At 71.1% G+C, this 25997-nt stretch carries 16 protein-coding genes, 1 tRNA gene, 1 other RNA gene and 1 pseudogene; 7 read left to right on the forward strand and 12 right to left on the reverse strand.

Annotated features, from left to right (window positions below; all coding sequences use genetic code 11):
- Window positions 1-290: 290 nt before the first annotated feature.
- The 3 genes from purD to ffs form a co-directional block, all read right to left on the reverse strand.
- A complete protein-coding gene (gene purD, locus AB5J50_RS24555; protein WP_369260503.1) occupies window positions 291-1544 on the reverse strand; it encodes a phosphoribosylamine--glycine ligase in 1254 nt (417 codons plus the stop codon).
- Window positions 1545-1791: 247 nt separating this feature from the next.
- Window positions 1792-4029, reverse strand: coding sequence for a DNA polymerase III subunit gamma and tau (locus AB5J50_RS24560; RefSeq protein ID WP_369260504.1), 2238 nt, complete (start codon window positions 4027-4029; stop codon window positions 1792-1794).
- Between the two features lie 82 nt (window positions 4030-4111).
- Window positions 4112-4210, reverse strand: an RNA gene (gene ffs / locus AB5J50_RS24565) — signal recognition particle sRNA small type.
- A gap of 95 nt (window positions 4211-4305) precedes the next feature.
- Between ffs and AB5J50_RS24570 the strand changes: the two genes are divergently transcribed.
- Window positions 4306-4393, forward strand: a tRNA-Ser gene (locus AB5J50_RS24570).
- Window positions 4394-4451: 58 nt separating this feature from the next.
- On the opposite strand, the pseudogene AB5J50_RS24575 reads toward AB5J50_RS24570, so the two are convergent.
- A pseudogene (locus AB5J50_RS24575) lies at window positions 4452-4843 on the reverse strand (site-specific integrase); the annotation flags it as partial.
- A 199-nt stretch (window positions 4844-5042) separates the two neighbouring features.
- On the opposite strand from AB5J50_RS24575, the gene AB5J50_RS24580 reads away from it, so the two are divergent.
- From AB5J50_RS24580 to AB5J50_RS24590, 3 genes are all read left to right on the forward strand, one after another.
- The gene (locus tag AB5J50_RS24580; protein WP_369260505.1) at window positions 5043-5804 is read left to right on the forward strand and encodes a calcium-binding protein; all 762 of its coding nucleotides are present in this window, start codon (window positions 5043-5045) and stop codon (window positions 5802-5804) included.
- 636 nt (window positions 5805-6440) lie between these two features.
- Window positions 6441-8879: a helicase-associated domain-containing protein gene (locus tag AB5J50_RS24585; RefSeq protein ID WP_369260506.1), complete on the forward strand. Its 2439-nt coding sequence runs from the start codon at window positions 6441-6443 to the stop codon at window positions 8877-8879.
- 63 nt (window positions 8880-8942) lie between these two features.
- A complete protein-coding gene (locus AB5J50_RS24590; protein ID WP_369260507.1) occupies window positions 8943-10364 on the forward strand; it encodes an ATP-binding protein in 1422 nt (473 codons plus the stop codon).
- Between the two features lie 131 nt (window positions 10365-10495).
- Here AB5J50_RS24590 and AB5J50_RS24595 read toward each other — a convergent pair whose 3' ends face one another.
- Entirely contained in the window at window positions 10496-11161 is a 666-nt protein-coding gene (locus AB5J50_RS24595) for a class I SAM-dependent methyltransferase (protein WP_369260508.1), read from the reverse strand.
- A 137-nt stretch (window positions 11162-11298) separates the two neighbouring features.
- On the opposite strand from AB5J50_RS24595, the gene AB5J50_RS24600 reads away from it, so the two are divergent.
- Window positions 11299-12828 carry an FAD-dependent monooxygenase gene (locus tag AB5J50_RS24600; protein WP_369260509.1) on the forward strand — a complete coding sequence of 510 codons (1530 nt, stop codon included), beginning with the start codon at window positions 11299-11301 and terminating at the stop codon, window positions 12826-12828.
- A gap of 50 nt (window positions 12829-12878) precedes the next feature.
- Here the strand turns inward: AB5J50_RS24600 and AB5J50_RS24605 are convergent, their stop codons facing one another.
- Both AB5J50_RS24605 and AB5J50_RS24610 read right to left on the reverse strand, forming a co-directional pair.
- Window positions 12879-13382, reverse strand: a complete 504-nt coding sequence (locus AB5J50_RS24605; protein ID WP_369260510.1) for a hypothetical protein — start codon at window positions 13380-13382, stop codon at window positions 12879-12881.
- Window positions 13383-13499: 117 nt separating this feature from the next.
- On the reverse strand, window positions 13500-18062 hold the full coding sequence (locus tag AB5J50_RS24610; RefSeq protein WP_369260511.1) for a CHAT domain-containing protein: 4563 nt from the start codon (window positions 18060-18062) through the stop codon (window positions 13500-13502).
- Window positions 18063-18129: 67 nt separating this feature from the next.
- On the opposite strand from AB5J50_RS24610, the gene AB5J50_RS24615 reads away from it, so the two are divergent.
- A complete protein-coding gene (locus AB5J50_RS24615; RefSeq protein WP_369260512.1) occupies window positions 18130-18519 on the forward strand; it encodes a hypothetical protein in 390 nt (129 codons plus the stop codon).
- Window positions 18520-18524: 5 nt separating this feature from the next.
- Window positions 18525-19346, forward strand: a complete 822-nt coding sequence (locus AB5J50_RS24620; protein ID WP_369260513.1) for a hypothetical protein — start codon at window positions 18525-18527, stop codon at window positions 19344-19346.
- Window positions 19347-19420: 74 nt separating this feature from the next.
- Here AB5J50_RS24620 and AB5J50_RS24625 read toward each other — a convergent pair whose 3' ends face one another.
- The 5 genes from AB5J50_RS24625 to AB5J50_RS24645 are packed head-to-tail and all read right to left on the reverse strand — an operon-like array spanning window position 19421 to window position 25969.
- On the reverse strand, window positions 19421-21442 hold the full coding sequence (locus AB5J50_RS24625; RefSeq protein ID WP_369260514.1) for a beta-galactosidase: 2022 nt from the start codon (window positions 21440-21442) through the stop codon (window positions 19421-19423).
- Entirely contained in the window at window positions 21439-22752 is a 1314-nt protein-coding gene (locus AB5J50_RS24630; RefSeq protein WP_369260515.1) for a glycoside hydrolase family 36 protein, read from the reverse strand. Before AB5J50_RS24630 ends, AB5J50_RS24625 begins: the two co-directional genes overlap by 4 nt.
- Window positions 22753-22779: 27 nt before the next feature.
- Window positions 22780-23670, reverse strand: a complete 891-nt coding sequence (locus AB5J50_RS24635) for a carbohydrate ABC transporter permease (protein ID WP_369260516.1) — start codon at window positions 23668-23670, stop codon at window positions 22780-22782.
- Window positions 23667-24647, reverse strand: a complete 981-nt coding sequence (locus AB5J50_RS24640) for a sugar ABC transporter permease (RefSeq protein WP_327435094.1) — start codon at window positions 24645-24647, stop codon at window positions 23667-23669. Before AB5J50_RS24640 ends, AB5J50_RS24635 begins: the two co-directional genes overlap by 4 nt.
- Window positions 24648-24655: 8 nt before the next feature.
- Window positions 24656-25969, reverse strand: coding sequence for an ABC transporter substrate-binding protein (locus tag AB5J50_RS24645; RefSeq protein ID WP_369260517.1), 1314 nt, complete (start codon window positions 25967-25969; stop codon window positions 24656-24658).
- Between the last annotated feature and the right edge of the window lie 28 nt (window positions 25970-25997).

The following is a 25997-nucleotide window of genomic DNA, read 5'->3' on the forward strand; positions in this document are numbered from 1 at the left end:
TGGCGTTGCTCACTCCCCCACTGTGGCACCCACCACCGACATCGCAATGCCGGTGGGCCAAGTGCCGGAACGCTTTCGCCGCACCCTAGTTGGGGCCCCGGCCCCCGTCAGCCGGATGGGGCATCGGTCACTCGATGGAATGGCCTTGGGGAAAGGTGGATGACGGTGGGCAATGATCAGGCCCCCGATTCCGTACAGAAATCCGCACCGGAACCCGTACAGAAAAAGGCCCCGGATTCCTTGCGGGATCCGGGGCCAAGCGGCGCATCGAGCGGCCGGGTGCCGGGGGCTTACGCCTCCGCCGCCACCTTCGCCGCGATGTCCGTGCGGTGCTGCGAACCGTCGAGACCGATACGGGCGACAGCCGTGTACGCGCGGGCGCGGGCCTCGGTGAGGTCGGTGCCGGTCGCCGTGACGGAGAGCACTCGGCCACCCGCGCTCACCACCGCGTCACCGTCGCGCTTGGTCCCGGCGTGCAGGACGTAGGCGTACGGGGCGTCCTGGGCCGCGACCTCGTCGAGCCCGGTGATCGGGTCGCCGGTGCGCGGGGTGTCGGGGTAGTTGTGCGATGCCACGACCACCGTGACGGCCGCGTCGTCGCTCCAGCGCAGTGGCGCCAGGTCGGCGAGGGTGCCGTTCGCCGAGGCCAGCAGCACACCCGCGAGCGGGGTCTTCAGGCGGGCGAGGACCACCTGGGTCTCCGGGTCGCCGAAGCGGGCGTTGAACTCGATGACCCGTACGCCACGGCTGGTGATCGCCAGACCCGCGTAAAGAAGGCCGGAAAACGGTGTGCCGCGGCGGCGCAGTTCGTCGACGGTCGGCTGGAGGACGGTCTCCATGACCTCCTCGACGAGCTTCGGGTCCGCCCAGGGCAGCGGCGAGTACGCGCCCATGCCGCCGGTGTTCGGGCCCTCGTCGTTGTCCAGCGCGCGCTTGAAGTCCTGGGCGGGCTGCAGCGGGACGACGGTCTCGCCGTCCGTGATCGCGAAGAGGGAGACCTCGGGGCCGTCGAGGAACTCCTCGATGACGACGCGGTCGCAGGCGTTGGCGTGCGCGCGGGCCTTGTCGAGGTCGTCGGTCACGACCACACCCTTGCCGGCCGCGAGACCGTCGTCCTTCACGACGTACGGGGCACCGAAGGCGTCCAGCGCCTCCTCGACCTCCTCGGGCGTCGTGCAGACGTACGAGCGCGCCGTCGGAACGCCCGCACCCGCCATCACGTCCTTGGCGAAGGCCTTGGAGCCCTCCAGCTGCGCGGCCTCCTTCGAGGGGCCGAAGACGGGGATTCCCGCCGTGCGCACGGCGTCGGCGACCCCCGCGACGAGCGGGGCCTCCGGGCCCACGATCACCAGCTCGGCGCCGAGCTCCGTGGCCAGCGCGGCCACGGCGGCGCCGTCGAGGGCGTCGACCGCGTGCAGCTCGGCCACCTCCGCGATGCCTGCGTTCCCGGGGGCGCAGTACAGGGCGGTGACGTCGGGGTCGAGGGACAGGGAACGGCACAGGGCGTGTTCGCGGGCGCCACTACCGATGACAAGGACCTTCACGGGGTCAGCCTAACCGTCGGGGGCGGGTGCCTTTGTGGGGGCTTCCGAGGAGAGGGGTGCTCAGGGTTGGTGGGATCCTCTGAAGGAAGGCGGTGCCGGCGGGTGAAGCGGTCGTACGCGGGTGACGCGGGTGGGGGCGGACACGAAGCGGTCGTACGCCGATGGGGGCGCCGGAGAGCGCTCGTGAAGTAGGCGAGCGCTTGTGCAGTAGCTGTACGCCGGTGAAGGCCCCGTTACGCGCTGCGCGCTACTCGTTGGTGAACTCCTCCACCACCGTCGCCCCCAGCTCGCGGACGATCAGGTCGTGGCCCGAGAGGGCGGACTCGTCGAGGTCGGGGTCGTCGTCCTCGGGGATGTCGTCCTCGGGGGCCACCGGAGGCGGTTCGGGAGCCGGAGAACGGGTCGGGGTCGGGGCGGGCGCGGTCGGAGCGTGGCCGGCGGAGGGGCCGCCCTGGGGAGCCGCGGGGCGTGCGGCAGGAGCCTGCGGCTGCTGGGGGGCGGGGCGCGCGGCGGCCGGAGCCCCGCCGTAACCCCCGCCGCCGTAGCCGGAGCCGGCCGGAGGCGGCGGTGTGGAGCCGCCCGAGGCGTCGACGATCGCCTCGATCTTCCACTGGACGTTGAACTGCTCGGCCAGCGCCTGCCGCAGCACCTCCTCGCTGCCGCTGCTCGCGAAGTTGTCCCGCGCGCCCGCGTTGACGAAGCCGATCTGCAGGGTCGTACCGTCGAAGCCGGTGACCTGCGCGTTCTGGCTGAGCAGGATCCAGGTGAACCGGCGGCGGTTCTTGACCGCCTCCAGGACGTTCGGCCACAGCGTGGTGAAGTCGATGCCGCCGCTCGCGGGAGCCGCCGGAGCGGCGGGAGAGGCCGCTGCGGGCGCAGGGGCGGCCGCGGCGGGAGAAGGCGCGGGCGCACTCGGCGTCGCGGCCGGAGGCTGTCCCCCGCCCGCGGGGGTCGCTGTCGGCCATCCGCCTGGGCGTCGGCCACTGCCCGCTGCCGTCGCGGTGGGCCAGGCGCCGGGCGCGGGCGCCGCCGGAGCAGCGGCTGGGGCCTGCGGCTGCGCGGCCGCGGGCGGGGCCGCCGGAGCGGCGGGGGGCGCACTCGTCGGGGGAACCGGGGGAGCTACGGGAGCCGCGGGCACGGCCGGCTCGACGCTCTGCGGGGCGGCCCCGCCAGGCCCAGCCCCGCGCGCCGCGGCCCGGGCCGCGGCGGCCCCGCCGCCGGGCGGAACCGGCGGAACCCCCGGAGCCGAGGCGACCGGCGCCGCGCCGTGCACCTCGGGCCCGGGCACGTACCCCATGACGGGGGTGCCCCCGCCGCCGGAGAAGTTCACACCGCGCTCGACGCGGTCCAGCCGGGCCATGACGGACCGCTCGTCCCCGTACGCGGCGGGCAGCAGCACGCGCGCGCAGATGAGTTCGAGCTGGAGCCGGGGCGACGTGGCGCCGCGCATCTCCGTCAGGCCCGCGTTGACGAGGTCGGCGGCGCGGCTCAGCTCGGCGGCGCCGAAGACTCCGGCCTGGGCCTGCATGCGCTCCACGACATCGGACGGGGCATCGATGAGCCCCTTCTCGGCGGCATCGGGCACGGCCGACAGAATCACCAGATCCCGCAACCGCTCCAGCAGATCGGCGACGAACCTCCGAGGGTCATTGCCCCCCTCGATCACCCGGTCCACGATCTCGAAGGCCGCGGCGCCGTCCCCTGCGGCGAACGCCTCGACCACCGAGTCCAGCATCGACGCGTCCGTATACCCGAGCAGAGAGGTCGCCATGGCATACGTCACACCGGCGTCGCCCGCGCCCGCGAGCAGCTGGTCCATGACGGACATGGAGTCACGCACGGACCCCGCACCGGCCCGCACGACCAGCGGCAGCACCCCGTCCTCGACGGGGATGCCCTCGTGTCCGCAGACCTCGCCCAGGTACCCCCGCAGGGTGCCGGGCGGCACGAGCCGGAACGGGTAGTGGTGGGTCCGCGACCTGATCGTCCCGATGACCTTCTCGGGCTCGGTCGTGGCGAAGATGAACTTGAGATGCTCGGGCGGCTCCTCGACCACCTTCAGCAGGGCGTTGAAGCCCGCCGGGGTGACCATGTGGGCCTCGTCGATGATGTAGATCTTGTACCGACTGCTCGCGGGCCCGAAGAAGGCCTTTTCGCGCAGGTCACGAGCGTCATCGACACCACCGTGCGAAGCGGCGTCGATCTCGATGACGTCGATGGAACCCGGCCCGTTGCGCGCGAGGTCCCGACAGGACTGGCACTCACCGCACGGGGTGGGCGTAGGGCCCTGCTCGCAGTTGAGACACCGGGCGAGGATTCGTGCGCTGGTCGTCTTCCCGCACCCGCGCGGACCGCTGAACAGGTACGCGTGATTGACCCGGTTGTTCCGCAGCGCCTGCTGCAACGGGTCGGTGACATGCTCCTGCCCAATGACCTCGGCGAACGACTCCGGGCGATAGCGGCGGTACAGCGCGAGAGACGACACGCCTACGAGGTTATAGGCGCCCACTGACAACGAGCACCGCTCGCTGACGACGACAGGGACCGCTCACCGGCACATCCCCGCAAACGCAAGCGCCCCCCACGCACCCGCCAGAGCCAACCTACCCTTGCTGCCTTCCGGCCCTGGGGGAGTTCAGTCAGATAGCGCCACGTGAGGGGCTCTGCACAGGGTACCCGATCTGAGCGGGAGGAACGAACGCGATCTGAGCGGGGGGAACGGGTTCGCGAGCACTCCTCAACGTCTTGTATTGTTTGCGGCGGAGGATTCGCCTAGAGGCCTAGGGCGCACGCTTGGAAAGCGTGTTGGGGGCAACCCCTCACGAGTTCGAATCTCGTATCCTCCGCCAGTGCCTCACCGGGCACGATGTCGAAGGGCCCCACCGTTCGCGGTGGGGCCCTTCGACGTTGCGCGCGCATCCCGGCCGCTCCCCCGGGCTCCCATCCCATGATCGCGTCGATCACGACGTCCGCCGCCGTGTGGCGCGCGTCATGAAGCCGCCCGTCCCGAACGCCCGCGTCCCGAAGAAGCCGCTTCCAGTCCAGACGTGGAAGTCCGTGTTAGGGCTCAGCGGTCCACCGACCGGCGAGGCGAAGACATATCCCTTGCCCTCCCAGTCCGCACCAGCCGTGCTCCGCTCGCGCTCCTGGACCTCTCCGTGCTGCCGGAGAATCTTGATCAGCGGATCGGGCAGACCGATCGTGCGGCGCCCCGCCCGCGACTTCGTGGACTTGTGCTCGCGCCGGGTCTGCTCCCGCTTCGGGCCCGCCTTCCGACCACACGGGTCGTCCCCGCAGCCGCGCGCGGAGCTGGGGAGGGTGGTGGTAAGCGGCAGGCGGGGTGCAAATGGAAACACCGCCGAGCACCCCAGGAACGCACAGGTCAACGCCATCGCCGCCCTGCGGCAATCGGCTTGCGCGCGCGCCTCTACACTCCGCACACCTGTTCACATCCCACCGCCATCAATCAGCACGGTGGGCCTGCCCTGTGGGGGTTTCATGCGCAAGCTTGCCGTCGGCATTCTGCTGCCGTCTGCGGTGGCGCTTTCGGCTCTGACCGCTCCGGCCGCCGAGGCCGTGACCGGGAACGGAGATCTGAAGATCACAAGCGTGTCGTTCAACGGCGGAAAGTCCGTCGTGGTCGGCACCACGGAGAAGAAGACCTTCATCCTGGCGATCACCGCCACGGACAGCTCCGGGATCAACGCCGCCTACTCCGACATCTGGAGCTCAGCAACCGCCACCGGTTTTGGGTACCACGACAACCTGGGCTGCAAGGCCGTCAACGCCACCACCGCCACCTGCTCGATGAGCTACGTCATGGACCCGGGCTACTACGGACTGGAGAACGCGCAGGCGGGAGCCTGGCAGGCGTACGTGGACATCAGCTCCAAGGACCACGACGTCATCACGCAGAACTGGCCGGACAAGTTCTACGTCAAGCGGTATGCCAAGCTCACGACCGACGCCTCGCCCGAACCAGTGAGCAAGGGCGCGACCCTGACCGTGACGGGCAAGCTCAGCAGGGCCAACTGGGACGACAACGCGTACCACGGGTACGCCAACCAGTCGGTGCAGCTGCAGTTCCGCAAGGCGGGCACCAGCACCTACACGACGGTCAAGACCGTCACCACAAGCAGCACCGGCACCCTGAGGACCACCGTCGCCGCATCCGCCGACGGCTACTGGCGCTATGCCTTCGTGGGCACTACCACGACGGCCTCCGCCAAGGCCGCCGGCGACTACGTCGACACCAAGTAATCAGCGGACGCCGATACCGGCCGCGGCCGGCGGCAGTCGGAATTCGACGCGTCGCGACGGCAATCCGCGCCCCACTCAAAGCGCTGATTGCCGTGCTGGATGAGGCCCTGCTGGTTGCCGTGCTGGATGAGGCCCTGGGGAGGCGGGACGGCAATGAAGTGCAGCAACCACAGCAACCGGCCCCGTCCGGCAGCGTCCTCGTAGGGCCGTCGCTCGGCCGGTATGAACGTCAACGACCGATCCACATAGAGCTACGGATCAGAAGGTTCGAATCCTGCCGAGTGCACACAGGCGAGAGGCCCCGGAGAGATCCGGGGCCTCTCATATCCTCCGCAGCCGCCTGAACAGGCGAAACGAGTAGCCGAGCCGCGCATCGCGGTTCGGCTACTCGGCGTGTACTGGTTGCATTTCTGGTTGCGTTGAGAAGTGTCAAATTAGAACATTTCGGCGAACGAGTGAGCCCTCTCACGCCGCGATTGACGCGGCCCGCAAGCCGCCAACGCCCGCCAACGCCCGCCAAGGGCGGAGCCTGCCCTCATATGGCACCTGCGGATCACGGGGATACGCCATCCTTGGACCCGGCACTGGGGCTCCGGCCCCGCTGCGACGCTCCCTGGTCTGACGAGGTGCACCCGCATGAAGTCCCGATCAACGCTGGCGACATGGCTGGGCAGCCTCGACGCCTCTCGTCTGGCACGCGTGCTCGGGACGCGGAAGGACGCCGTGTCCCCACCGGAGCCGCGCTCGGTGGGGGAACTGGCGGATCGTCTTCAGCGCCCGGGCTCGGTGGCGCTGGTCCTGCCGCGGCTCGCGCTGCCGCATCTCCAGGTGGCCGAGGCACTGGCGGCGCTGGGTGCGCCCGCATCGCGCGATGCCCTGGCGGAACTGCTGGGAGCGGCGGACGACGAAACCACTCGCGAACTGGAGGCCGTGCTGGAGGCGCTGGCCGATCATGCTCTGGTCTGGCCGGACGGCGCGGGAAAGCTCCGCATGGCCGGACCGCTGCGGCAGGCGTGGGACACGCCCCTGGGGCTGGACGCCCCGCTGAAGGAACTACTTGCGGGCACGACCTCCGACGAGCTGCGCGGCATGGTGGAGGCGCTGGGAGTCAAGCCGCCGGGCACCAAAGCGCAGCGACTGTCCGCACTGGTGGAACACCACAGCGACCCGGAAAAGATCGCCTCAGTGGTCGCCAAGGCCCCTGCGGCAGCCCGGGAGCTGCTCGAACGCCGAGCGGGGACCGCGCCGGGGGAGCCACCGCAGTTCATCATGTTCGGGCATGCGAGCCCCGCCCTCGAACCGGGCGCCCGATGGGCAGTTGACCGGGGACTCCTGATCCAGGACCGTCACCGCTACGGTCCGGCCCGGATGCCCGCCGAAGTGGCGCTCGCGCTGCGCGGGCCCGGCTGGCACGCACCGTTCGAACCCGTCCCGCCCACCCCGCGACTGGCGTCCGTCACCCCGGCAGAGGTGGACCGCGAAGCGTCAGCCGCGGCCACGGCGTTCGCAGCCCATGCCGTCTCGGTCCTGTCGGCCTGCTCGATGACTGCGCCGGCCCGGCTGAAGTCCGGCGGGATCGGTGCGCGTGAACTGGCCCGGATCGGCAAGGCCGCCCAGGCCGACGACGCTGTCGTACGCCTAGTCCTGGAGACCGCGTACGCTGCCGGGCTCCTGGGCCGGGACGGCGATCGCGTGGCGCCCGCCCAGGCGTACGACGCCTGGGCGGAACAGGAACCCCCGGAGCAGTTCGCCGTACTGCTCCAGGCATGGCGGAATCTGCCGCTCACCCCCACCCAGGCGCGCGACGAGGACAACAAGGCGCTCCCCGCCCTCGCCGGAGCACCACCCTGCAACGGCTGCGTGCAGGCCCGCCACGGGCTGTTGGCCGCAGCCGCACAGCTCCCGACAGGGAAGGGCATGAGGGTCGCCTCGGATCTGGGGCCCCTGATCGCCTGGCACCGACCGCTCGCCGACTCATCGCCCCAGGACGGAACGCCGTTCGCCGCCGTGATCCGTGAGGCCGAACTCCTTGGCGTACTCGCTCGCGGTGCCCTGTCCACCCTCAGCATCCACCTGCGGACCGGCGACACGGAGGGGCTGAGAATCGAATGCCATCGGCTGCTGCCCTCGGCTACCGCGACGGCCCGGATCGGCGCCGACCTCACCGCCGTCGTCACCGGCACACCGTCCGCGCGGCTGGCCGCACTCCTGGACTCCGTCGCCGACCGGGAGACCAGCGGCACGGCATCGGTGTGGCGGTTCAGCGCCGGCAGCATCCGCCGGGCCCTGGACGCCGGCCGTATCCCCGACGACATCACAGCCGACCTGGCCGCTGTCGCCACCGGGCCCCTGCCACAGCCGCTGTCATACCTGATCGCCGACACCGCGCGCGGCCACGGGCGCGTGCGCATCGCCCCCGCCACCTGCGTCCTCCACAGCGACGAGCCCGCGCTCCTGGCCGAGCTCGCCGCCCACCGCAAGCTCGCCAAGCTTGGGCTGCGACAGCTGGCGCCGACCGTGCTGATCAGCCGCAGCCCCCTCGACGCCACCCTCGCCGCCCTCCGAGCCGAGGGATACGCCCCTGTCGCCGAGACGGCCGCGGGCACGGTACGCATCGAAAAAGCCCGGACTCGGCGGACTGCCGCTTCCGTTCCGGCTCCGCGCGCCGCCGACGCCAGGGACAGCGGCCGGATCGCTGCCACGCGCGCGGCGAAGGCATCCGCCGCCATCGACCCGGACACCATGGCGACCCGGCTGCTGGCCGCCCCGCCCACGGCTCCCGAACCCGCGCCGTTCGACGGAGGAGCGCCCTTCGCCACGGACACCGAGGAGATCGTCGCAGGGTGGGCGAAGCACCTGCCATACAGCGACGTCCGCCAGCTCGCCCACGCCATCGATGCCGCTCAGGCCATCACCGTCGAGTACGTCGCCACCTCGGGCAACCGGACCGTGCGCACCCTCAGCCGCCTCATGCTCGACCCGCCCTACCTCGACGCCTGGTGCCACCTTCGCGACGCCGAGCGCGTTTTCACCCTCTCCCGCATCCACAGCGTCATGAGCGTCATGCCCGACTGAGAAGGCAGATGGTATCGCTAGGGATAGTATCTGCATCGATACTATCTCTAGCGGGAGGCTGTCATGCGTCGTTTCATCGGGCGGGACCGCGAGCTGAACGTGCTCCGCAACGCCTTCCAAGCCGTTCATGGTGCCGCCGGGTCGGCGAAGCCAGGTCAATGCATCCTTATGCGGGGAAGGCGGCGGGTCGGCAAGTCCAGCCTCGTCGAGGAGTTCCTCCGGCGCACCGAGGTGCCGTACCTCTTCTTCACCGCGGCGGGCGGCACGGCGGAGGACGAGCTGACGGAGTTGCTCGACGCCGTCGCCAGATCCACGCTCCCGGAGCGAGGGCTGTTCTCGGAGGAGGCCCCGGAACAGTGGAACGCCGCATTCAGGCTGCTTGCGGAGGTCCTGCCCAACGACAGCCCGAGCGTCGTCGTCATCGATGAGGTTCCGTATCTCATGGACCGCATCGACGCCTTCGAGGGCATGCTCCAGCGTGCATGGGACCGGCTGCTCAGCCGCAAGCCGGTGCTCCTCCTCCTGGTCGGATCCGACCTGTCGATGATGGAGGCGCTGAACAGCTACGACCGCCCCTTCCATCAGCGGGGCAGGGAAATGGTCGTGGGGCCGCTGAACCCGGCCGACATCGGCGAGATGCTCGGGCTTGAGCCGGCGGACGCCTTCGACGCCGCCCTGATCACGGGCGGTCTCCCGCTGATCTGCGCGGAGTGGCGGGCCGGAGCGGATGTCCGGGAGTTCCTCCGCGACTCGCTGGACAACCCGATCTCGGCACTGCTGGTCTCCGCCGAGCGGTCACTGGCCGCGGAGTTTCCGCCCCAGGCGATGAGCAGGGAAGTCCTGCGGGCCATCGGAAGTGGGGAGCGAACCTTCACCAACATCGCCCGCGCCGCCGGCGGCATCGCCCACACCACTCTCACCCGAGCCACGGATGTCCTGACCGAGAAACGGGTGGTGGCAGCCGAGTTGCCCCTCTCGACGCGGCCGTCGAAGGAACGCCGCTACCGGGTGGCCGACCCTTACCTCCGGTTCTGGCTCGCGTTTCTGGATCCGCACATGGCGGAGATCGAGCGGATGCGGGGAGATCTCACCCTGAGCCGGATCAAGGAGCAGTGGACGAGCTGGCGGGGCCGCGCGATCGAGCCCCTGGTCCGGGAATCCGTGGCCCGTCTCCTGCCGGACGGGCTCCTGCCCGCCGCCCCGGCGATCGGCGGGTACTGGACCCGCAGCAACGACGTGGAAATCGACTTGGTGGGCGCCGACCGACAGCCCGTGGCCAAGCAGTTGCTCTTCCTCGGCTCGGTCAAGTGGCTGGAGACTTCCGCGTTCGACAGCCACGATCTGGCCGCGCTGCAGAAGCACCGGGCGGCGATCACCGACGAGCCCGTTCCACTCGTGGCGGTCTCCCGCAACGGGATCAGCTGTTCCGGGCTCCAGGCGGTATACGGCCCCGAGGAATTGCTCAGCGCCTGGCACAGGGCGTGAGCAGGGACCGGCCCCCCGCTGGTTGCAGAACCCCTCACAGGTTCGAATCTCGAAGTCCATGACACCCCTTGAACTGGGGTGTTGCAACGACCACTAGAACTGAAGTTCGCGGTGGGGTCCTTCGATGCATGTCACCGTGGCACGGTCTGGGTGACCCGCCACAGCCGGCGCGGCAGGCCGCCCTCTTCGAAGGGGTGGACCTCGTGAAGGATCCAGCCCTCGGCGAGGTGGTCGACCAGGGCGCGGGGGAAGAAGTGGACGGCGAAGCCGCCGTGCTCCCAGATGTCGTCGCCGTGCCCCGTACCGGCCCGGTAGTGCGCGTCCCCGGTGTGCCGGACCGTGTAGACGAACGCGCCGCCCGGCCTCAGCACCCGGCGGACCTCGGTGACCAGGGCGTGGATTTCCCGGGTGGAGAGAGCCATGCACAGCAGCATGTGAGCGAAGACCGCGTCCACCGACGCATCCGGGAGCGGGAGCGGCCGGCGGACGTCCTGCACGTGAGTGCTGACCCGTTCGGCGACGCCTTGCGCGTGCGCGGCCTCGTGCAGCTGTTCCAGGCCGACCGGGCTGAAGTCGGTGGCCAGCACGGTGAAGCCCTCGCGGGCGAAGAACAGGGCATCGCGGCCGTGCCCGGCGCCCAGCTCCAGAACCTCACGGGCACCGGCGGCCCGGAATACCTCGGCGGCGTGGACGGCCGGTTCGGACGGCTCCTCGCCGTACATGCCGGGGTGCTCGCCGTAGGTCCGCTGCCAGTGCTCTCGCTGGGCTCCGGCCAGCTCCTGCCCGTCCTCCGACATGCTGATGTCCTTCTCCCTCATGGCCCGCGTCAGCGGTGCGATCCGCACCGGTCCAGCAGGCGCGGTGGCTCCCGGCCCCATGATCGCCCGTACGGCGAACGGGAAGCATCGAGACGGCCGGGCACTACCGTGGACTCATGACGGCTCCTCTGGACGTGCTGGTGGTCGGCGCGGGGCCCACCGGGCTCGCCCTCGCCGCGCAGCTGCGGACCTACGGGACCACTTTCCGGATCGTCGACCGCTCGCTGGACCGGGTCCACGAGTCGCGCGCGTTGGCCATCCAGCCACGCACCCTGGAAGCGCTGGCCCCGTTCGGGGTGACCGACGAACTGGTCGGACGCGGCAACCCCGCGATGCAGCTGAGGATGCATCTGCCGCAGCGGGTGGTGCAGATGCCGTTGTTCGACATCGGGCTGGCCGACACCGCGTACCCCTTCGTGCTGTTCCTCTCGCAGGCGGAGACCGAGAGCGTCCTCTCGGAGCATCTGAGGGGCCAGGACGTGGACGTTGAACGGGGCACGGAGGTGGTCGCTCTGGAGCGCACCGGCTCGTCCGTCAGCTGTCGGCTCCGGCGCGGCGACGGTACCGAGGAGACCGTAGCGGCGAGGTACGTCGTGGGCTGCGACGGTGCGCACAGCACGGTGCGGGCCCAGGCGGGCATCGGCTTCGAGGGGTACGCCTACCCGCAGACCTTCCTGCTGGCCGACCTGGAAGTCGATGGGCTGGAGTCCGGGGCGGTGCACGCGTACATGACCGGGGCAGGGATGCTGCTCTTCTTCCCCCTGGGGACGCCGGCCACCTGGCGGATGCTCGCGATGCGACCGCCGGGCGCCCCGGACACCAAGCTGAACCTGGGGCTCCTCCAGGAGATCACCGACCGGTACACCAGCGACCGGCTGGCGTTGCGCGACCCGGTGTGGATGACCGACTTCCGCCTCCACAACCGCGGGGCCGCCCGCTACCGCTCGGGGCCCTTCTTCCTCGCCGGGGACGCGGCCCACATCCACAGCCCGGCGGGCGCCCAGGGCATGAACACCGGCATCCAAGACGCCCTCAACCTGGGCTGGAAACTCGCCCTCGTGTGCCAGGGAAGGGCTCCGGAGGAACTGCTGGAGACATACGAGGCCGAGCGCGCCCCGGTCGCCCGCAACGTGCTGCGCTTCACCGACCGCGCGTTCACCCTCGGCACCAGCAGCAACCCGGTCATCCGCTTCGCCCGTTCGCGACTCGCGCCGCGCCTGGCTCCGTTGGCGCTGCGTGCGAACGGGCCGCGCGGGCGGGTCTTCCGTACGGTGTCGGAGCTGGGCATTCACTACCGGCGCAGCCCCGCCACCACCGGGGGCCCACAGCCACCGAGGCGCGGTCCGCGGCCGGGCGACCGTCTGCCCGACCTCCCGCGCGGGCTCCAGGCACGGACCGCGGAACCGGGTTGGCACCTGCTGCTGTCCGGACCACCCGCGATCTGGAGCGATGAACACCTCGCCGCGGCCCTGTGCGGACGCGACGACATGATCAGCGTGCACCGGCTCGGCGCGGAGAGTCCATGGCCGACTGCGGTCCACGGGCTCGTGCGCCCTGACGGGTACTTCGGCTACGTCGCTGCCGGAACGCACCTGGAAGGGCTGCGCGACTACCTCGATCGTTGGCTGCCCGCCCGACCGAGTTGATGTGTGTGTGGGGGGCGTGCAGTCGACCCCTGCGTCACCCATCGGCCGAGTCAACGGTGCAGGCCACCGCGCTTCGAGGGTCGAGGGTGGTCGGTGACACGAGTTCTGGGCCGGGGGCGGGGGCGGTCGGCAGTGCGCGTGGGGCGCCGCGGGCGGTCCCAGAGGCGGATCACGAGGTGGGTGCCGAGGGCTGCGGGGACGAGGACACCGGCGATCCATGTCGTACGCAGCCGGATGTCGGCCCAGGACCAGGCCGTTTCCCAGCCGTGGGGCAGGCCCGTGAGAACCACGCTGGTGAGGAGCGAGAGGACGGCCGACCAGACCAGGGCGGCGGCCAGGTAGGCGATCCAGTCGGGGGTGCGACGGTCACGGCTCGTCAGCCACCCGCGGGCGAGACCGCACGTAGGGACCACGCCGGCGATGCTCATGATGAACGCCGGCATCACTACCGCCGGAAAGCCTCCGTCGTACGCGGCCGTCGGCTGGAGCAGGCCGAGGACCAGAGCGCACAGGGCGAGCCCCACCCACCACGCCATCGTGAGATGTCGGTTCACGCCGCCCCCCTCATCGGTTTTTTCGTGGGTGCAGTGTCGTTCACAGCGGCCGTTTTTGGGCCCCGTGCGTCAGATCCTCCGACGGGGCTTGATCGCCGGGCCACCCGCCGGGTGCGGTCAGGTGCCCGCGTGGACGTACGCCGCCCAGACATGCGGGCGGTCGGGGATGCGGTGGCGGAGTTCTCGGACGGTGTGGTGCAGGGCGTGGGCCGAGGTGTCGGTGCCAGGGGTTGTCATGCGGTCGTAGAAGGCGCGGGTGACGTGGTCCGCGTGGGTGCTGTCGATCTCCCAGAGGGTGCCTACGGCGGTGGGGAAGCCGGCCAGGAGGAAGGCGCTGGTGATGTGGATGGCCTCGTCGGTGAGCCGCTCGGAGGTGCGGGCGGTGCCGCAGGCCGCGAGGAAGGCGAGGCGGGCCGACCGGGGGCGGGCCCGGCAGATTTCGAGGACGGACAGGGGCTCTCCGCTGGGCAGGTGGAGCAGGGCGCCCGAGGGTTCCGTGGGGTCGGTGGCCGCGTGGCAGCCGAAGTGCGCCCAGGGGGTGGCGCCGAGCGCGGCGAGTACGGCCTCACGGGTCGCGGCGGCACCGACCAGCGGCTCGTGCGCGCCGAGCAGCCCCGCGGCGTAGCCGGCCGCCGCCGCGACGCCGGGCAGCTCGTCCTCGGGGGCCGCGACCAGCAGGGCGCCGCCGTTGTCGGCGGTGTCGCGGAGGGCGGCGCGGGTGCGCGCGTACGCCAGGGTCTGGAATCCGGGGACGTACGACGAGATCACGGCGTCCAGCGCGGCGCCGCAGCCGTCGAGTGCGCAGTCGGGCAGCGTGCACTGCGCCGCGTGCAGCGGCAGGGCGTTGAAGGCGCCCGTGGGCACCCACCAGATGCGCGGCCAGGTGCCTTCGTCGGGAACGGGCCCGCTTGACCCGACCAGATCGAGTACCGGGCGCACGATCTTGTGCCAGGTCCACGCCAGCGTACGAGCGAGCGTGGCGCCGGCGGCGATGAGCTGCGCCGGGGACGGTCTCGACGGGCCGTGCGCGTTGATGGCGTCGACGGCGTCGCCGAGTTGTCGGGCCGATTCGGTGATCTCGTCCGAGTCGGGTTCGAGGTGGAGGGAGGTGATCGACTCCGCCGTCACCACGAGGGCGTGGCACTGGCCCTGGGTGTGGTTGAGCACGACGATCGGACCGTCGGCCGCGAGCAGGCGCAGTTGCCCGGCGGAGAGCGGGCGCAGGAAGCCGTCGAACCCCGGCTGGGCGCGGATGCGGTCGACCAGCTCGTCGAGTTCGCGTGACGCGCGGAGCCCCGCGAGCCGGGCCCGTTCCGCGTGCCCGGCGGGGGCCGGATCGGATACGTCCGGTGTGCCGGGCACGTCGGGTACGCCGGACTCGGTGGCGAGCAGGTCGGTCAGCCGCTCGAACTCGCGAGCCAGCGCGGGATGCGCCGACCGCACTTCGCCGATGTCGGCGCGGGCCTCGATCCGCCGTGCCAGCAGCAGCCCGCGCCCGCGTTCGAGCAGCTCGGTGGTGCGGTCGACGTCGGGCCCCGCGACGATACGGAGCATGCGGGAGAGGGCGGCGGTATCGGGCAGGGGGTCCGGCACACGCTGTTCCCGCAGGGCGGTCTGGAAGTCGTCGAGGGCGCTGCGGACCTCGTCGACGAAGGCGCGCGCCCCGGCGGCGGCCTGGCGGCCCTGGACCGTCATGAGGATCAGCTCGACGATCCGGCGGATGTCCCCCTCGAACGAGGTCAGACCGTGCTCGGCGGACTGCTGGTCGCTTCCCCGGTCGGTGACGTCCGCCATGGCCTCGATGGCCGCTTCGAGATGGGACAGGGCCAGCTCGACACTGCCGTTCTCCCTCCCCAACGCACCGGCCGCGGCGCCGAGTTCCCCGTGCGCCCGGAACCACGTCGGGAGCATGGGGTGGCGCAGCGCGGTGGGGTCGGCGCTGCCGGACAGCCGGTTTCCGAGGAACGCCATCATGGCCTCGACGGCGTTCGCCGGCGCCCGGGAGGGGGTCATGGGCAGCCCGTCCGGCAGGGAGAGCCGAGGCAGACGTCCTTTCCCGATGACACCGATGAAGACGCGCATCGTGTCGGCCCAGCCGTCGGGTGCCTCCCCCTCGACGCCGCTGATCACCTCGTTGGCCTCGGCCACCAGGCGCGCCGCGTGCTCCGGATCGGCGCGGCGCACCACGACAGAACGCTGGGCCAGCGCCCGCATGAACGTGGACGCGGTGAACAGCCGCATCGGGTGGCCCGCCGGACACGCCCCGAACGTGCTCCGGCACTGCTCGACCAGCTCGTCGGTGATGTCGGGCTTGGGGCCGCCGCCGGGCCCCAACGTGTCGACCAGGTTGAGGAGGGCGTCGCCCAGCACGTCGAGCCCCGGCAGACGGTCCCCGTCCTGGGCGTCCGCTCGGCCGATGAGTTCCTTGAGCCCCCGCGTGAGCTCCCGGGCCCGTTCGAGCTGGGCCGGATCGTGGCCGATCACGTAGTTCTCCACGGCGTTGAGGAATTCGGTACGGGCCGACAGCACCGCCACATCGAAGTCGGTGAGTGTCCCTTCGGCCACCGCCGCGTCGACGCCGGGCGAGGACCCATCAGCCGCCGCGGCGAACAGTGCCGCCGCCTCCCGTGCCCCTTCCGCGTCGAAGCGCCCGAACGACCAGGCCGTGAGCGCGTCGGCGAGGACCCGACCGAGCCCGTCGAGCCCCTCGGAGACGTCGCCGACGTCGGACGCGTGCGAGCGCGCCTGACGCAACAGCGGGACGGCCTCGTCGAGCGGGGCGAGATCGCCCTGCTGGGAGCTCTGGGCGGAGAGCGCGCTGCCGAGCGCCCCGGCCAGCAGCGCCTGCATCGAGGGGTCTTCCTCGCCGAGGTCCGCGAGCAGTTCCCGCATGGCCACGATGTCGGTGTCGAGATGTTCGGGGTCGTCGAGCCGGACGTCGTCCATGCGGGACACGAAGGAGACCAGCCTGGTCAGGTCGCGCAGGTCCTCCGCACTGTCCGGCTCGTCCGCGTGGATGGCCGCCATGGCGACGGGCAGCGCGGCGTCGAAGAGGCCACGACGCAACAGGCCGAGCGGCAGGAAACCGTCCGGGGCGGCGGCCGCCACCTCGTCGGTCAGCGACCGGGATTCCGCCGTGAGCGCGGCCGCCCTGGCGGGTTCGGCCTCCCGCAGGGCCTGCGCGTGCGCTCCCGTGAGGACGGCCAGCACGGCGACATAGGCGTAACGGTGCGGACTGTCGGCGGGCAGGCCGTCCAGGGCGGCGCGGTACCGGGCGATCCGTTGATCGGAGACCACGCCGGACTGCGCGGATTGCCTGGAATCCCCGGAGTCCTTGGAGTCCTTGGAGTTTTCCGCCTGCCCCGACTGCCCCATGATCACGCTGACCATGTCGAGGATTTCGAGGTCGATGTCCGGGGCGTGTGCGGACTCCCCGTCGCCCGGGGCGCGTTCCCTGAGCTGCTCGACGAGGTGGCCGAGCAACGGCCCCGCCTGCTGCAGGCGCCCCGGATCGTCGTCCTCGATCAGCTCCGTCAACCCCCGCACGGTGGCGAGGAGTTCCTGGTCCGCTCCGGGGAAAGCGGCGAGCGTTTCCGCGTCGGCGCCGTTCAGCAGGCGCGTCACGTCGACCGTGGCGAGCAGTTCGGCCGCCTCACGTGCCGCCTCTCGTGCCACCGCGTCGTCGCCCCGCTCCTGGGCGAAGGCCGCGAGCGTCCGGCTCAGGACGGCGGTGGCGAAGGGGTGGGCCTGGTGGTCGGCGGGGGTGTGGGCGAGCGCCGCGCGCAGCCGCCGGGCACCGCAGGCGATCCGGCTCGCGTCGTGCTCACGTATCCCTGCGTCGGCGATGACCGAGCCGACGCGCAGGTCCATCTCCCCCGGCCAGGCGGCCGGTTCGGCGTCCAGCTCGCGCAGGAAGCGCAGCGCCTCGGCGCCCTCCGGGGTGAGCGCGCCCTCCGGGGCGGCCGCCGCCAGCCGCTCGACCTCGGCGAGCGGGGGTTCGCCGAGCAGCCGCGCGGCGTCCAGGACGGTCCCGAGGGCGACCGCCGCCGCCTCCGCCCCCTCCGGGCCGGCGGAACGCAGCCCCTCGCACACCGCCCCCGCGTACCGGGCGGCGACGGTGAGCGCGTCCGGGTCCGCCGCGAGCTGGAAACGCGCCGCGTGGAGCCCGAGGCTGTGGAACGCCAACTCGACGAACCCGTCGTGGTCTTCGGGCAGGAGCTGATGCGCCGTATCGGACCAGGCGAGCGCACGGTCCAGCGCGGCCAGCCGGCCGGCATCCCCGTACGCCGGACTGTCGCCGACAGCCTCCCCGTACGCCGAACTCACGAGGTAGGCGAACCGCGCCTCATGCCCCGGATCGGCAGGGTCGAAGCCGTCCCGCAGCGGCTGCGGAAGCTGGGCGTCGGCCGGCACCTGCGGGCACAGGAATCCGAACGTGCTCAGCGCGATCAGTACGTTTCGCTGGGCGTCCGGGTCCTCGGGGCCCTGATGGCGGAGAAAGAACGTCCAGCAGACGGCGGCGACCCCGTCGAGATCGATCACTCCCTCGGGCGACGGCGCGGCCTCACGCAGCAGGGCCAGCGCATCGCTCACCGCGTCCTCTCCGCGCAGCGGCGCGGGATCGCGGGCGTTCTGAGCTGCTACGAGACGGGCGATCACTCGATCCTGAAGCTCAGTCATCCTTCATTACACTAATCTGATCTCACGTCAGAGGGCAGTGGTTCTCCGGACTTTCAGGGAGTCTGCGGTGGGGGACGGGGCGCAAGCGCGCAGGGTCTACGAGAATGCCGTCGAATACCTGTGCCGCAATGCCGACGCGGTACGCGAGCTGATCGGCCCCGCACTCTGGGAGGCACCCTTCGCGGTCGTCCGGGACGGCGACCCGTCCACCTCCGCGTGGCGGGACGCGGTGCGCGCGCTGCACCAGGCGGCCGAAGGGGCCGGGATCCCCGGCGGGCTCGGCCTGAGCATCACGATGGGCATGAGCCAATGGCCGTCCGGGCCCACCCCGCGGTCGGTCGGCTGGGTCTGCCCCACGGGCCGTTGTGGCCGGGTGGACCTGCGCGAGGGGGCGACGGGCCCGGAGACTCCGGCGTGTGCCCTGGCCGGCCGGCCGATGCGCCTCGTGGACGGCTGAGGGCCGTGGGGCTGCTCGTCGAACTCCAGAAGCGCATACCCGACGGCTGGTTTCTGCGCCGGCTGCTGCCCGCCGTGCTGTTCGTCGTGGTGGCGACCGTGGGCGGCGGCCAGCTCGGGCAGCGCCACTGGGACGATCTCGGGCTCGCCCGCGAACGGATCGCCGGTGCGCTGCGGTGGAGCGGCGGCATGTCCGGGGACGGCGTCGCGTCCCTCGTGCTCGTCGCGGTGGCGGCGGTGGGAGCCGCGTTCGCGGTGCCCTTCGCAGGGGGCGCGATCGGCGGGCTGGCGTCGGGGGCCTGGCCCTGGTGGCTAATGCCCCTGGGCCGCCGGCTGACCGCGTGGCGGGTACGGCGCTGGGCGCCTCCCGAGGAGATCGGGCGGCAGTCCGTCCGCGCACGCGCCGCCGGACGGCAGCTGCGCGCCGACCGGCTCGACGCGCGCAGGACCCGTACCGGACCGGCCGAGCCCGGCTCCCCGACCTGGTCGGGCGATCGGTTCCGCGCCACCGAGGCGCACGTCAGAGGCGAGACGGGAACCGAGGTCGCGAGCGAGTGGACCGGGCTGCTCCTCGCGCTGCCGGACGCCCCCCGTGCCGCGCTGAGCGAAGCCCGGGACGCCTATGACGCGGCGTGCGAGGCGCTCGCCTGGAGCCTCGCGTTCACGGTCCTCGGCGCCTGGTGGTGGCCCGCGGCGCTCCTCGGAGTCGTGGTCGGGCTGGCGTTCTGGCGGTCACTGCGCGGGGCGGTGGGGGCCCTGTGCCGCACCACCGAAGCGGTCTTCGCCATGCGGCACACCGGTCCTCCCTCTCCACCGCCACAGCCCTGAACCGCCGGGGACGCGGCCGCAGCCGGAGCCGCGGGCCTTCCCCGGCGGAACCCGACCGCCCCTGTCAGCTCCCGTCAGCTGCCGTCAGCCCCGTGCGGCTCCCGTACAACGGCCGTCCCACCCGGCGGAACCGTCACCGACCCCGAAGCGGGCTTACCGGTGAGGAGTTCCGTCGCGTCGGCGGCGACCGGCACCTCGGCGCCCTGGCCGCCGTGGTCGATCAGGAAGAGGTAGTCGGCGTGCGGCCCCCGGCGCCGGACCGCCTCGATGCCGAGCGGGGTGGTCGCGACCGGCTCGACGCCCGCCTCCTCACGGATCCGGGTGAGCAGGGCGCCCAGTGTGGCCGGATCCGGGCGGGTGGCGAGGTACCAGGCGGTGCCCGCGCCGTACGTGTGCCGGGTGACCGCCGGGACACCCGTCAGCGGGCCCTCCGTGTACGAGGTCACCGCCCGCGCGCCCGCGAGGCCCACCCGCTCCGACCACAGCGTGGCCGTGCCGCCCCCGCTCAGGCCCACCGTCTCGTCGACCAGCAGCGGGAACAGCTCGTCGGACCGTACGCCGAGGACCTCCCGGAACGCGCCCGGGTAACCGCCCAGCCGCACATGGCAGTTCTCGTCCACCGCACCGCTGTGGAAGCCGACGGCGAGCGTGCCGCCGCGTTCGGCGAAAGCGGCCAGGTTCGCCGCGCCCGCGTCGTCCACCAGGTACAGGCTGGGCGCCAGGACCAGGCGGTACGCGCTCAAGTCGGCTTCGGGGCGTACGAAGTCCACGGCCACGCCCGCGCGCCACAGCGGCTCGTACCAGTCACGGACCAGGTCCTGGAAGCGGAGTTCGCCGCTCGGCTGGGAGGGCAGTTCCACGGCCCAGCGGGCGTTCCAGTCCCAGACGATGGCGACGGACGCCGTGCCCGTGCTGCCGCGCACCTCCGCCAGCGCCTTCAGGTCCTGGCCCAGTGCGACGACGTCCTGCCAGATGCGGCTGTCCGTCCCGGCGTGCGGCAGCATGGCCGAGTGCCACTGCTCGGCGCCCGCCTTGGCCGCCCGCCACTGGAAGTAGGCGATGCCGTCCGCGCCGTGCGCCACATGCGCGAGGGCGTTGCGGCGCAACTCCCCCGGCCCCTTGGCGCGGTTGACGGGCTGCCAGTTCACCGCGCCCGTGGAGTGCTCCATCAGCAGCCAGGGGCCGCCCGCGAGCGAGCGCATCAGGTCGCCGCTGAGCGCGATGTCGATCTCCGACTCGGGGTCGGCGGACATCAGATAGTGGTCGTTGGAGACGACGTCCAGTTCGGGGGCCCAGCGCCAGTAGTCCAGCGCGTCGAAGTTGTCCATCACCATGAAGTTGGTGGTGGCGGGCGTCGACGGGGCCGCCCGGCGCAGTACGTCCCGCTCGGCGACGTACAGCGACAGCAGTTCGTCCGAGCAGAAGCGGCGCCAGTCCAGCTGGTGGGTCGGGTTGGGGACGGCTCCGGTGGCGCGGGGCGGCAGGATCTCGTCCCAGTCGTAGTACCACTGGCTCCAGAAGGTGGTGCCCCAGGCGTGGTTGAGCTCCGCCAGGTCGTCGGCGTACCTGGCCCGGAGCCACCTACGGAAGGCCGCCGCGCTGGTGTCGCAGTAGCACTCCGCGTTGTGGCAGCCGTACTCGTTGTGGACGTGCCACATCGCCACGGCCGGGTGGCCGGCGTACCGCTCGGCGAGGGCGCCCGCGATGCGCAGGGCGGCCTCGCGGTAGGCGGGGCTGCTCGGGCAGAAGGTCTGTCGGCTGCCGTACGAGAGGGTGCGGCCGTCGCGGTCCACCGGCAGCGCCTCGGGGTGCGCGCGGAAGAACCACGCCGGGGGCGCGGCCGTGGGGGTGGCCAGGTCGGCCGCGATGCCGTTCTCGTGCAGCAGGCCGAGCAGGCGGTCCATGCGGGCGAAGTCGTACACGCCCTCGGACGGTTCGAGCAGGGCCCAGGCGAAGATGCCCACGCTGACCATGGTCACGCCGGCCTCGCGCATCAGGCGCATGTCCTCGGCCCAGACGTCCTCGGGCCACTGCTCGGGGTTGTAGTCGCCGCCGTACGCGATACCGGGAACGGACAGGGTGCGGATGGTGCTCATCGGGCAACTCCCCCCAGCAGACGCCGCGTTGTCGTCACGCCCCAGTCGTCCAGCGACAGCAGCCGGTCGCTGGACGCCATCAGGCCGCCGGTGGACTCCACATGCGCCGCCCAGCGTTCGCGGGTCTCCACGGCGGGGCGGGCCATCAGGCAGTCGGGGTCGTTGACCCAGAGACGGCCGTGCTGCCACTGGCGTCCGACGCCGGTGAACGCGGCGGCGTCCTGGCCGGGCTGGGAGTAGTCGTCGGCCTCGGAGCGGCGGTGCGGAGCCGTGTCGGGGCTGACGCGCATGGCGTCGAAGAGGCCGATGGAGGGGAGGATCGGCGCACCGCAGCCCAGCAGATACGAGTCCGGGCCGATCGCCTCGCGGATCAGGGCGATACCGGAGCGGTACGCCGTGAGGGCGTCGGTTCCGTCGTGCCGTACGCCGTCCATGGCGCCCGCGTAGAGGAAGTCGACCTTGAAGTAGTCGTAGCCCTCGGCGCGCAGGGTGGTGAAGACCTCGGTCAGGTAGGCCGCCGCGGCCGGGTGCGTGGTGTCCAGGACGTACAGGTCGTGGCCCCAGTTGCGGCCCGCGTGCAGGGGCGTGCCGTCGAGGGACTGTACGAGCCAGTCGGGGTGGGCCGTGGCGAGTTCGCTGCTCGGGTCGACCAGGAACGGTGCCGTCCAGATGCCCGCCCTGCGGCCCCGCGCGCGGATGGTGTCGGCGATGCCGGCGCGGGAGCGGAAGCGGCCGGAGAGGGTGAGCCAGTCGCCGAGGGCGCTCTGGTAGCCGTCGTCGATCTGGACGACGTCGATGGGGAGGTCGAGGGTGTCCATCGCACGGAGGTTCTCGTGGATGTCGTCCTCGGTGACGGCGGTGAAGTACTCGTACCAGGAGCACCAGACGGTGGGCGCCGGCCGCGGGGCCGCGAGGCCGAGGCCGTCCGCCCAGTCCGCCAGCACCGACTGGATGTCGGTGCCGGTCAGCGACTGCACCGGCCCGTCGGCGCTGATCTCCGCCCGGTCGTCCCGTATCTCCAGCCGGATGGACGGCACGGACCGCAGCGGGTCGGCCGCCGCCCACAGCCGGACCGGCGAGCCGTCGCCCGGGTCGAGGGCCAGGAGTCCCTCCCCCTGGAAGACACCGGCCGGGACGGTGTGCCCGGGCCGGTAGCAGACGGTCGCCCAGTTGTCGTTCGTCGGGCGGTACGGCTTGTCGCCGAGGGCGTAGGCGCCGCTGGGGCTCCAGGACTGCCAGCCCTCCTCGTGGACCCTGGCCCTGCGCGGGTCGACGGGCACGGAGTCGAGCGGAGTGAAGGGGTGGGGCACGGTGGTTCTCTTTCAAGTACGAGGGCGTCAGCCCTTGTTGGCGCCCAGCGTGAGACCGCCGACGAACTGGCGCTGGAGCGCGAAGTACACGGTCAGCGTCGGGATCGCGGTGAGCAGGGCGCCGGCGGCGACCAGGTTGGGGTCGGTGAAGTACTGGCCGGAGAGGTTGTTCAGGGCCGAGGTGATCGGCATGTTCTCGCCGGTGGAGATCAGCACGATGGCCCAGAAGAAGTCGTTGTAGATCCAGATGGACAGCAGGGTCGCCAGGGCCGCGATCGCGGGCTTGCACAGCGGCAGCACGATCTGCCAGTACAGCCGCCACACCGAGGCGCCGTCGACGAGCGCGGCCTCGGTCAGCTCGTGCGGCAGCGAGCGCATGTAGTTGCTCAGCACGAAGGCGCAGAACCCGGACTGGAACGCCACGTGGATGAGGACCAGGCCGAGCGCGGAGTCGTACAGCTTGCCGCTGACGGTGATCCCGGGCAGATCGATCAGCAGGTACAGGCGGTACAGCGGGGTGATGATGACCTGCTGCGGGAGCAGGTTGCCGGCCGTGAACACCAGCAGCAGGAAGAGGTTGACGCGGAAGTCGAAGCGGCTGACGTAGAACGCGACGCACGACGACAGGAACAGCGTCAGCAGCACGGCCGGGATCGCGATCAGCAGCGTGTTGCCGAAGTAGTGGAGCATGTCGGACTGCTGGAACGCGTTGGTGAAGTTGTCGAAGCTCAGCTTGTCGGGCCACGAGACGTAGCCCTTCTCGCTGGTCTCGCCGTAGGGCCGCAGGGCGGCGAACAGGGCCCACAGCAGCGGGCCGAGCCAGGCCAGTGACGTGAGGACGAGGAACACGTGCAGCAGGACCCGGGCCGGGCGGACGGGGGTGCGCTGCTTGCCGAGCGCGGCGGTGGGGGAGCTCATGCGCGCCGCTCCTTCCGGAAGGTGGCCACCAGGTACGGGATGATCACGACGAGCGAGATCACGAGCAGGACGACGGCGATGGCCGATCCGTACCCGATCCGGCTGGACTCGCCGATGATGTTGTTGGTGACCAGGATCGAGAGCAGCTCGGTGCCCTGGGCGCCCTTGTTGAAGACGAACACCAGGTCGAAGGCGCGCAGCGACTCGATGATCGTGACGACCAGGACGACCGTGTTGGTGGGGCGCAGGGTCGGGAAGACGACGTTCTTGAACGTCTGCCACTCGTTGGCGCCGTCCAGCGCGGAGGCCTCGCGCAGGGCCGGGTCCACGCCCTTCAGACCGGCCAGGTAGAGGATCATCATGTAGCCGGTGTGCCGCCAGGAGGCGGCGACCAGGATGGCCCAGAGGTTGAGGTTCGGGTCACCGATCCAGTCGATGTAGTGGCCGGGCTTGTTGGCGCCGATGAGGCTGTTGATCAGGCCCGTGTCGGGGTTGTAGACGAGCTGCCAGACGAAGCCGATGACGGCCATCGACACGACGACCGGCAGGAAGAACGCGGTCTGGTAGACCCGGCTGAACCGGATCTTCTTGTCCAGCTGCACGGCCAGGAACAGGCCGATCGGGGTCGGGATCAAAATCAGCACAACAAACCAGATGACGTTGTGCTGGACGGCGGGCCAGAACTGCGGGTTACTGCTGAACAGCTCCTTGAAGTTCTGCAGCCCGACCCACTTGATCGAGCCGAAGCCGATGCCGTCCCAGGTGGTGAAGGCCAGGGCGATCGAGGCGAGGGCCGTGAACCAGACGAGGATCACGTGCAGGACCGTGGGCACGCCGGCCATCAGGCCGAGCGTGATCCGGTCACGGCGGGTCAGCAGACGCCGATGGCCCTGCGGAGCCCGCTTCTTGGGGGACGCGGCGCCCGGAGGCGGCACGGCGGCCGCCTCCGGGGACTTCGTCGTCGTATCGATGTTCATGTCGCTGCTCATGAGGACGCGAAGATCGTCTTCTTCTGGCGCTCGATCGACGTCAGCAGACTGTCGATGCCCTTGGGGTCGCGGACGAACTTCTGCAGCGCGGGCTGCATCACCGTGGAGGTGAAGTCGGGCCGGCTGTCGCGGTCCATGTACTGCGTGAGGTTCTTGGCGCCGCTGATCATCTCGTACGCGCGCTTCTGCAGGTCGGTGTACGAGGAGGTGTCGGCCTTGGTGGACGCGGCGACGACGTTCGGGTCGGACTTCAGGTAGATCTGCTCGGCGGCCGGGGTGCCCAGGTACTCCAGGAGCTTCACGGCCCCCGCCTGGTTCTTCGGGCTCTTGCTGAGCATGAACCCGTCGGTCGGCGCCTCGACGGTGTCCTGGCCGTAGGTGGGGTCGATCTCCGGGAAGGCGAAGAAGTCGAGGTCGTCGCGGTCGGCCGCGTTGGTGAACTGCTGGCCCACGAAGGTGCCCAGCAGATACATGCCGGCCTTCTTGGACACCAGGGTCTGGGCGGCGTCCTGCCAGGTGCGGCCGACGGCGCCGTCCTGGTGGTAGGGGAGGATCTCGGCCCAGTTGTCGAAGGCGGCGCGGGTGCGCTTGTCGGTCCAGGAGGCCTTGCCCGCCATCAGCTCGACGTGGAAGTCGTAGCCGTTGGTACGGAAGTTGATCTGGTCGAAGGTGCCGAGCGCGGGCCAGGCGTCCTTGTCGCCGAAGGCGATCGGGACCAGGTTGTCCTTCTTCATCTGCTTGCACAGCGCGATGAACGCGGACCAGGTGGTGGGGACTTCGTACCCGTACTTCTTGAAGACGCTCTTCCGGTAGAAGACCGCCCAGGGGTACGTGTACAGCGGCACGAAGTAGTACTTGCCGTCCTCGCCCTTGCTGAGCCCCTTCATGGCGTCGGGGAAGTTGCCCTCGATCGTCTTCCACACGTCGTCGATCGGGGTGGCGAGCTTCTTGGCCGCGAAGAACTGCATGCGGTAGCCGGCGAACCAGTTGAACACGTCGTCGGGCGTGCCCTGGAGGTAGGAGTTGATCTGCTCCTGGAAGGTGTTGTGGTCCTTCGTGTTCACATCGACCGTGATGCCGGACTGCTTCTTGTAGGCCGCGTAGATGTCGGCGAAGGCCTTCTTCGGCACGGCGTCCGACGCGTTGGAGCCGACGGTGACCGTCTTCGGGTCACTGGCCGCCGTGCTGCCGCCACAGGCGCTGAGCAGGGGTATTCCCGCAGCGAGCGCGGCCGCGCCGCCGACGCCGCGCAGCACGCTGCGACGGCTCGGGCCGGGGACGGAGAGACCGGAAGGGGAGAGGTGGTGCATGACGGCTCCTCGAAGACGTGCGTCCGGT

This window comes from Streptomyces sp. R35, from assembly GCF_041053035.1.
Lineage (GTDB): Bacteria > Actinomycetota > Actinomycetes > Streptomycetales > Streptomycetaceae > Streptomyces > Streptomyces lutosisoli.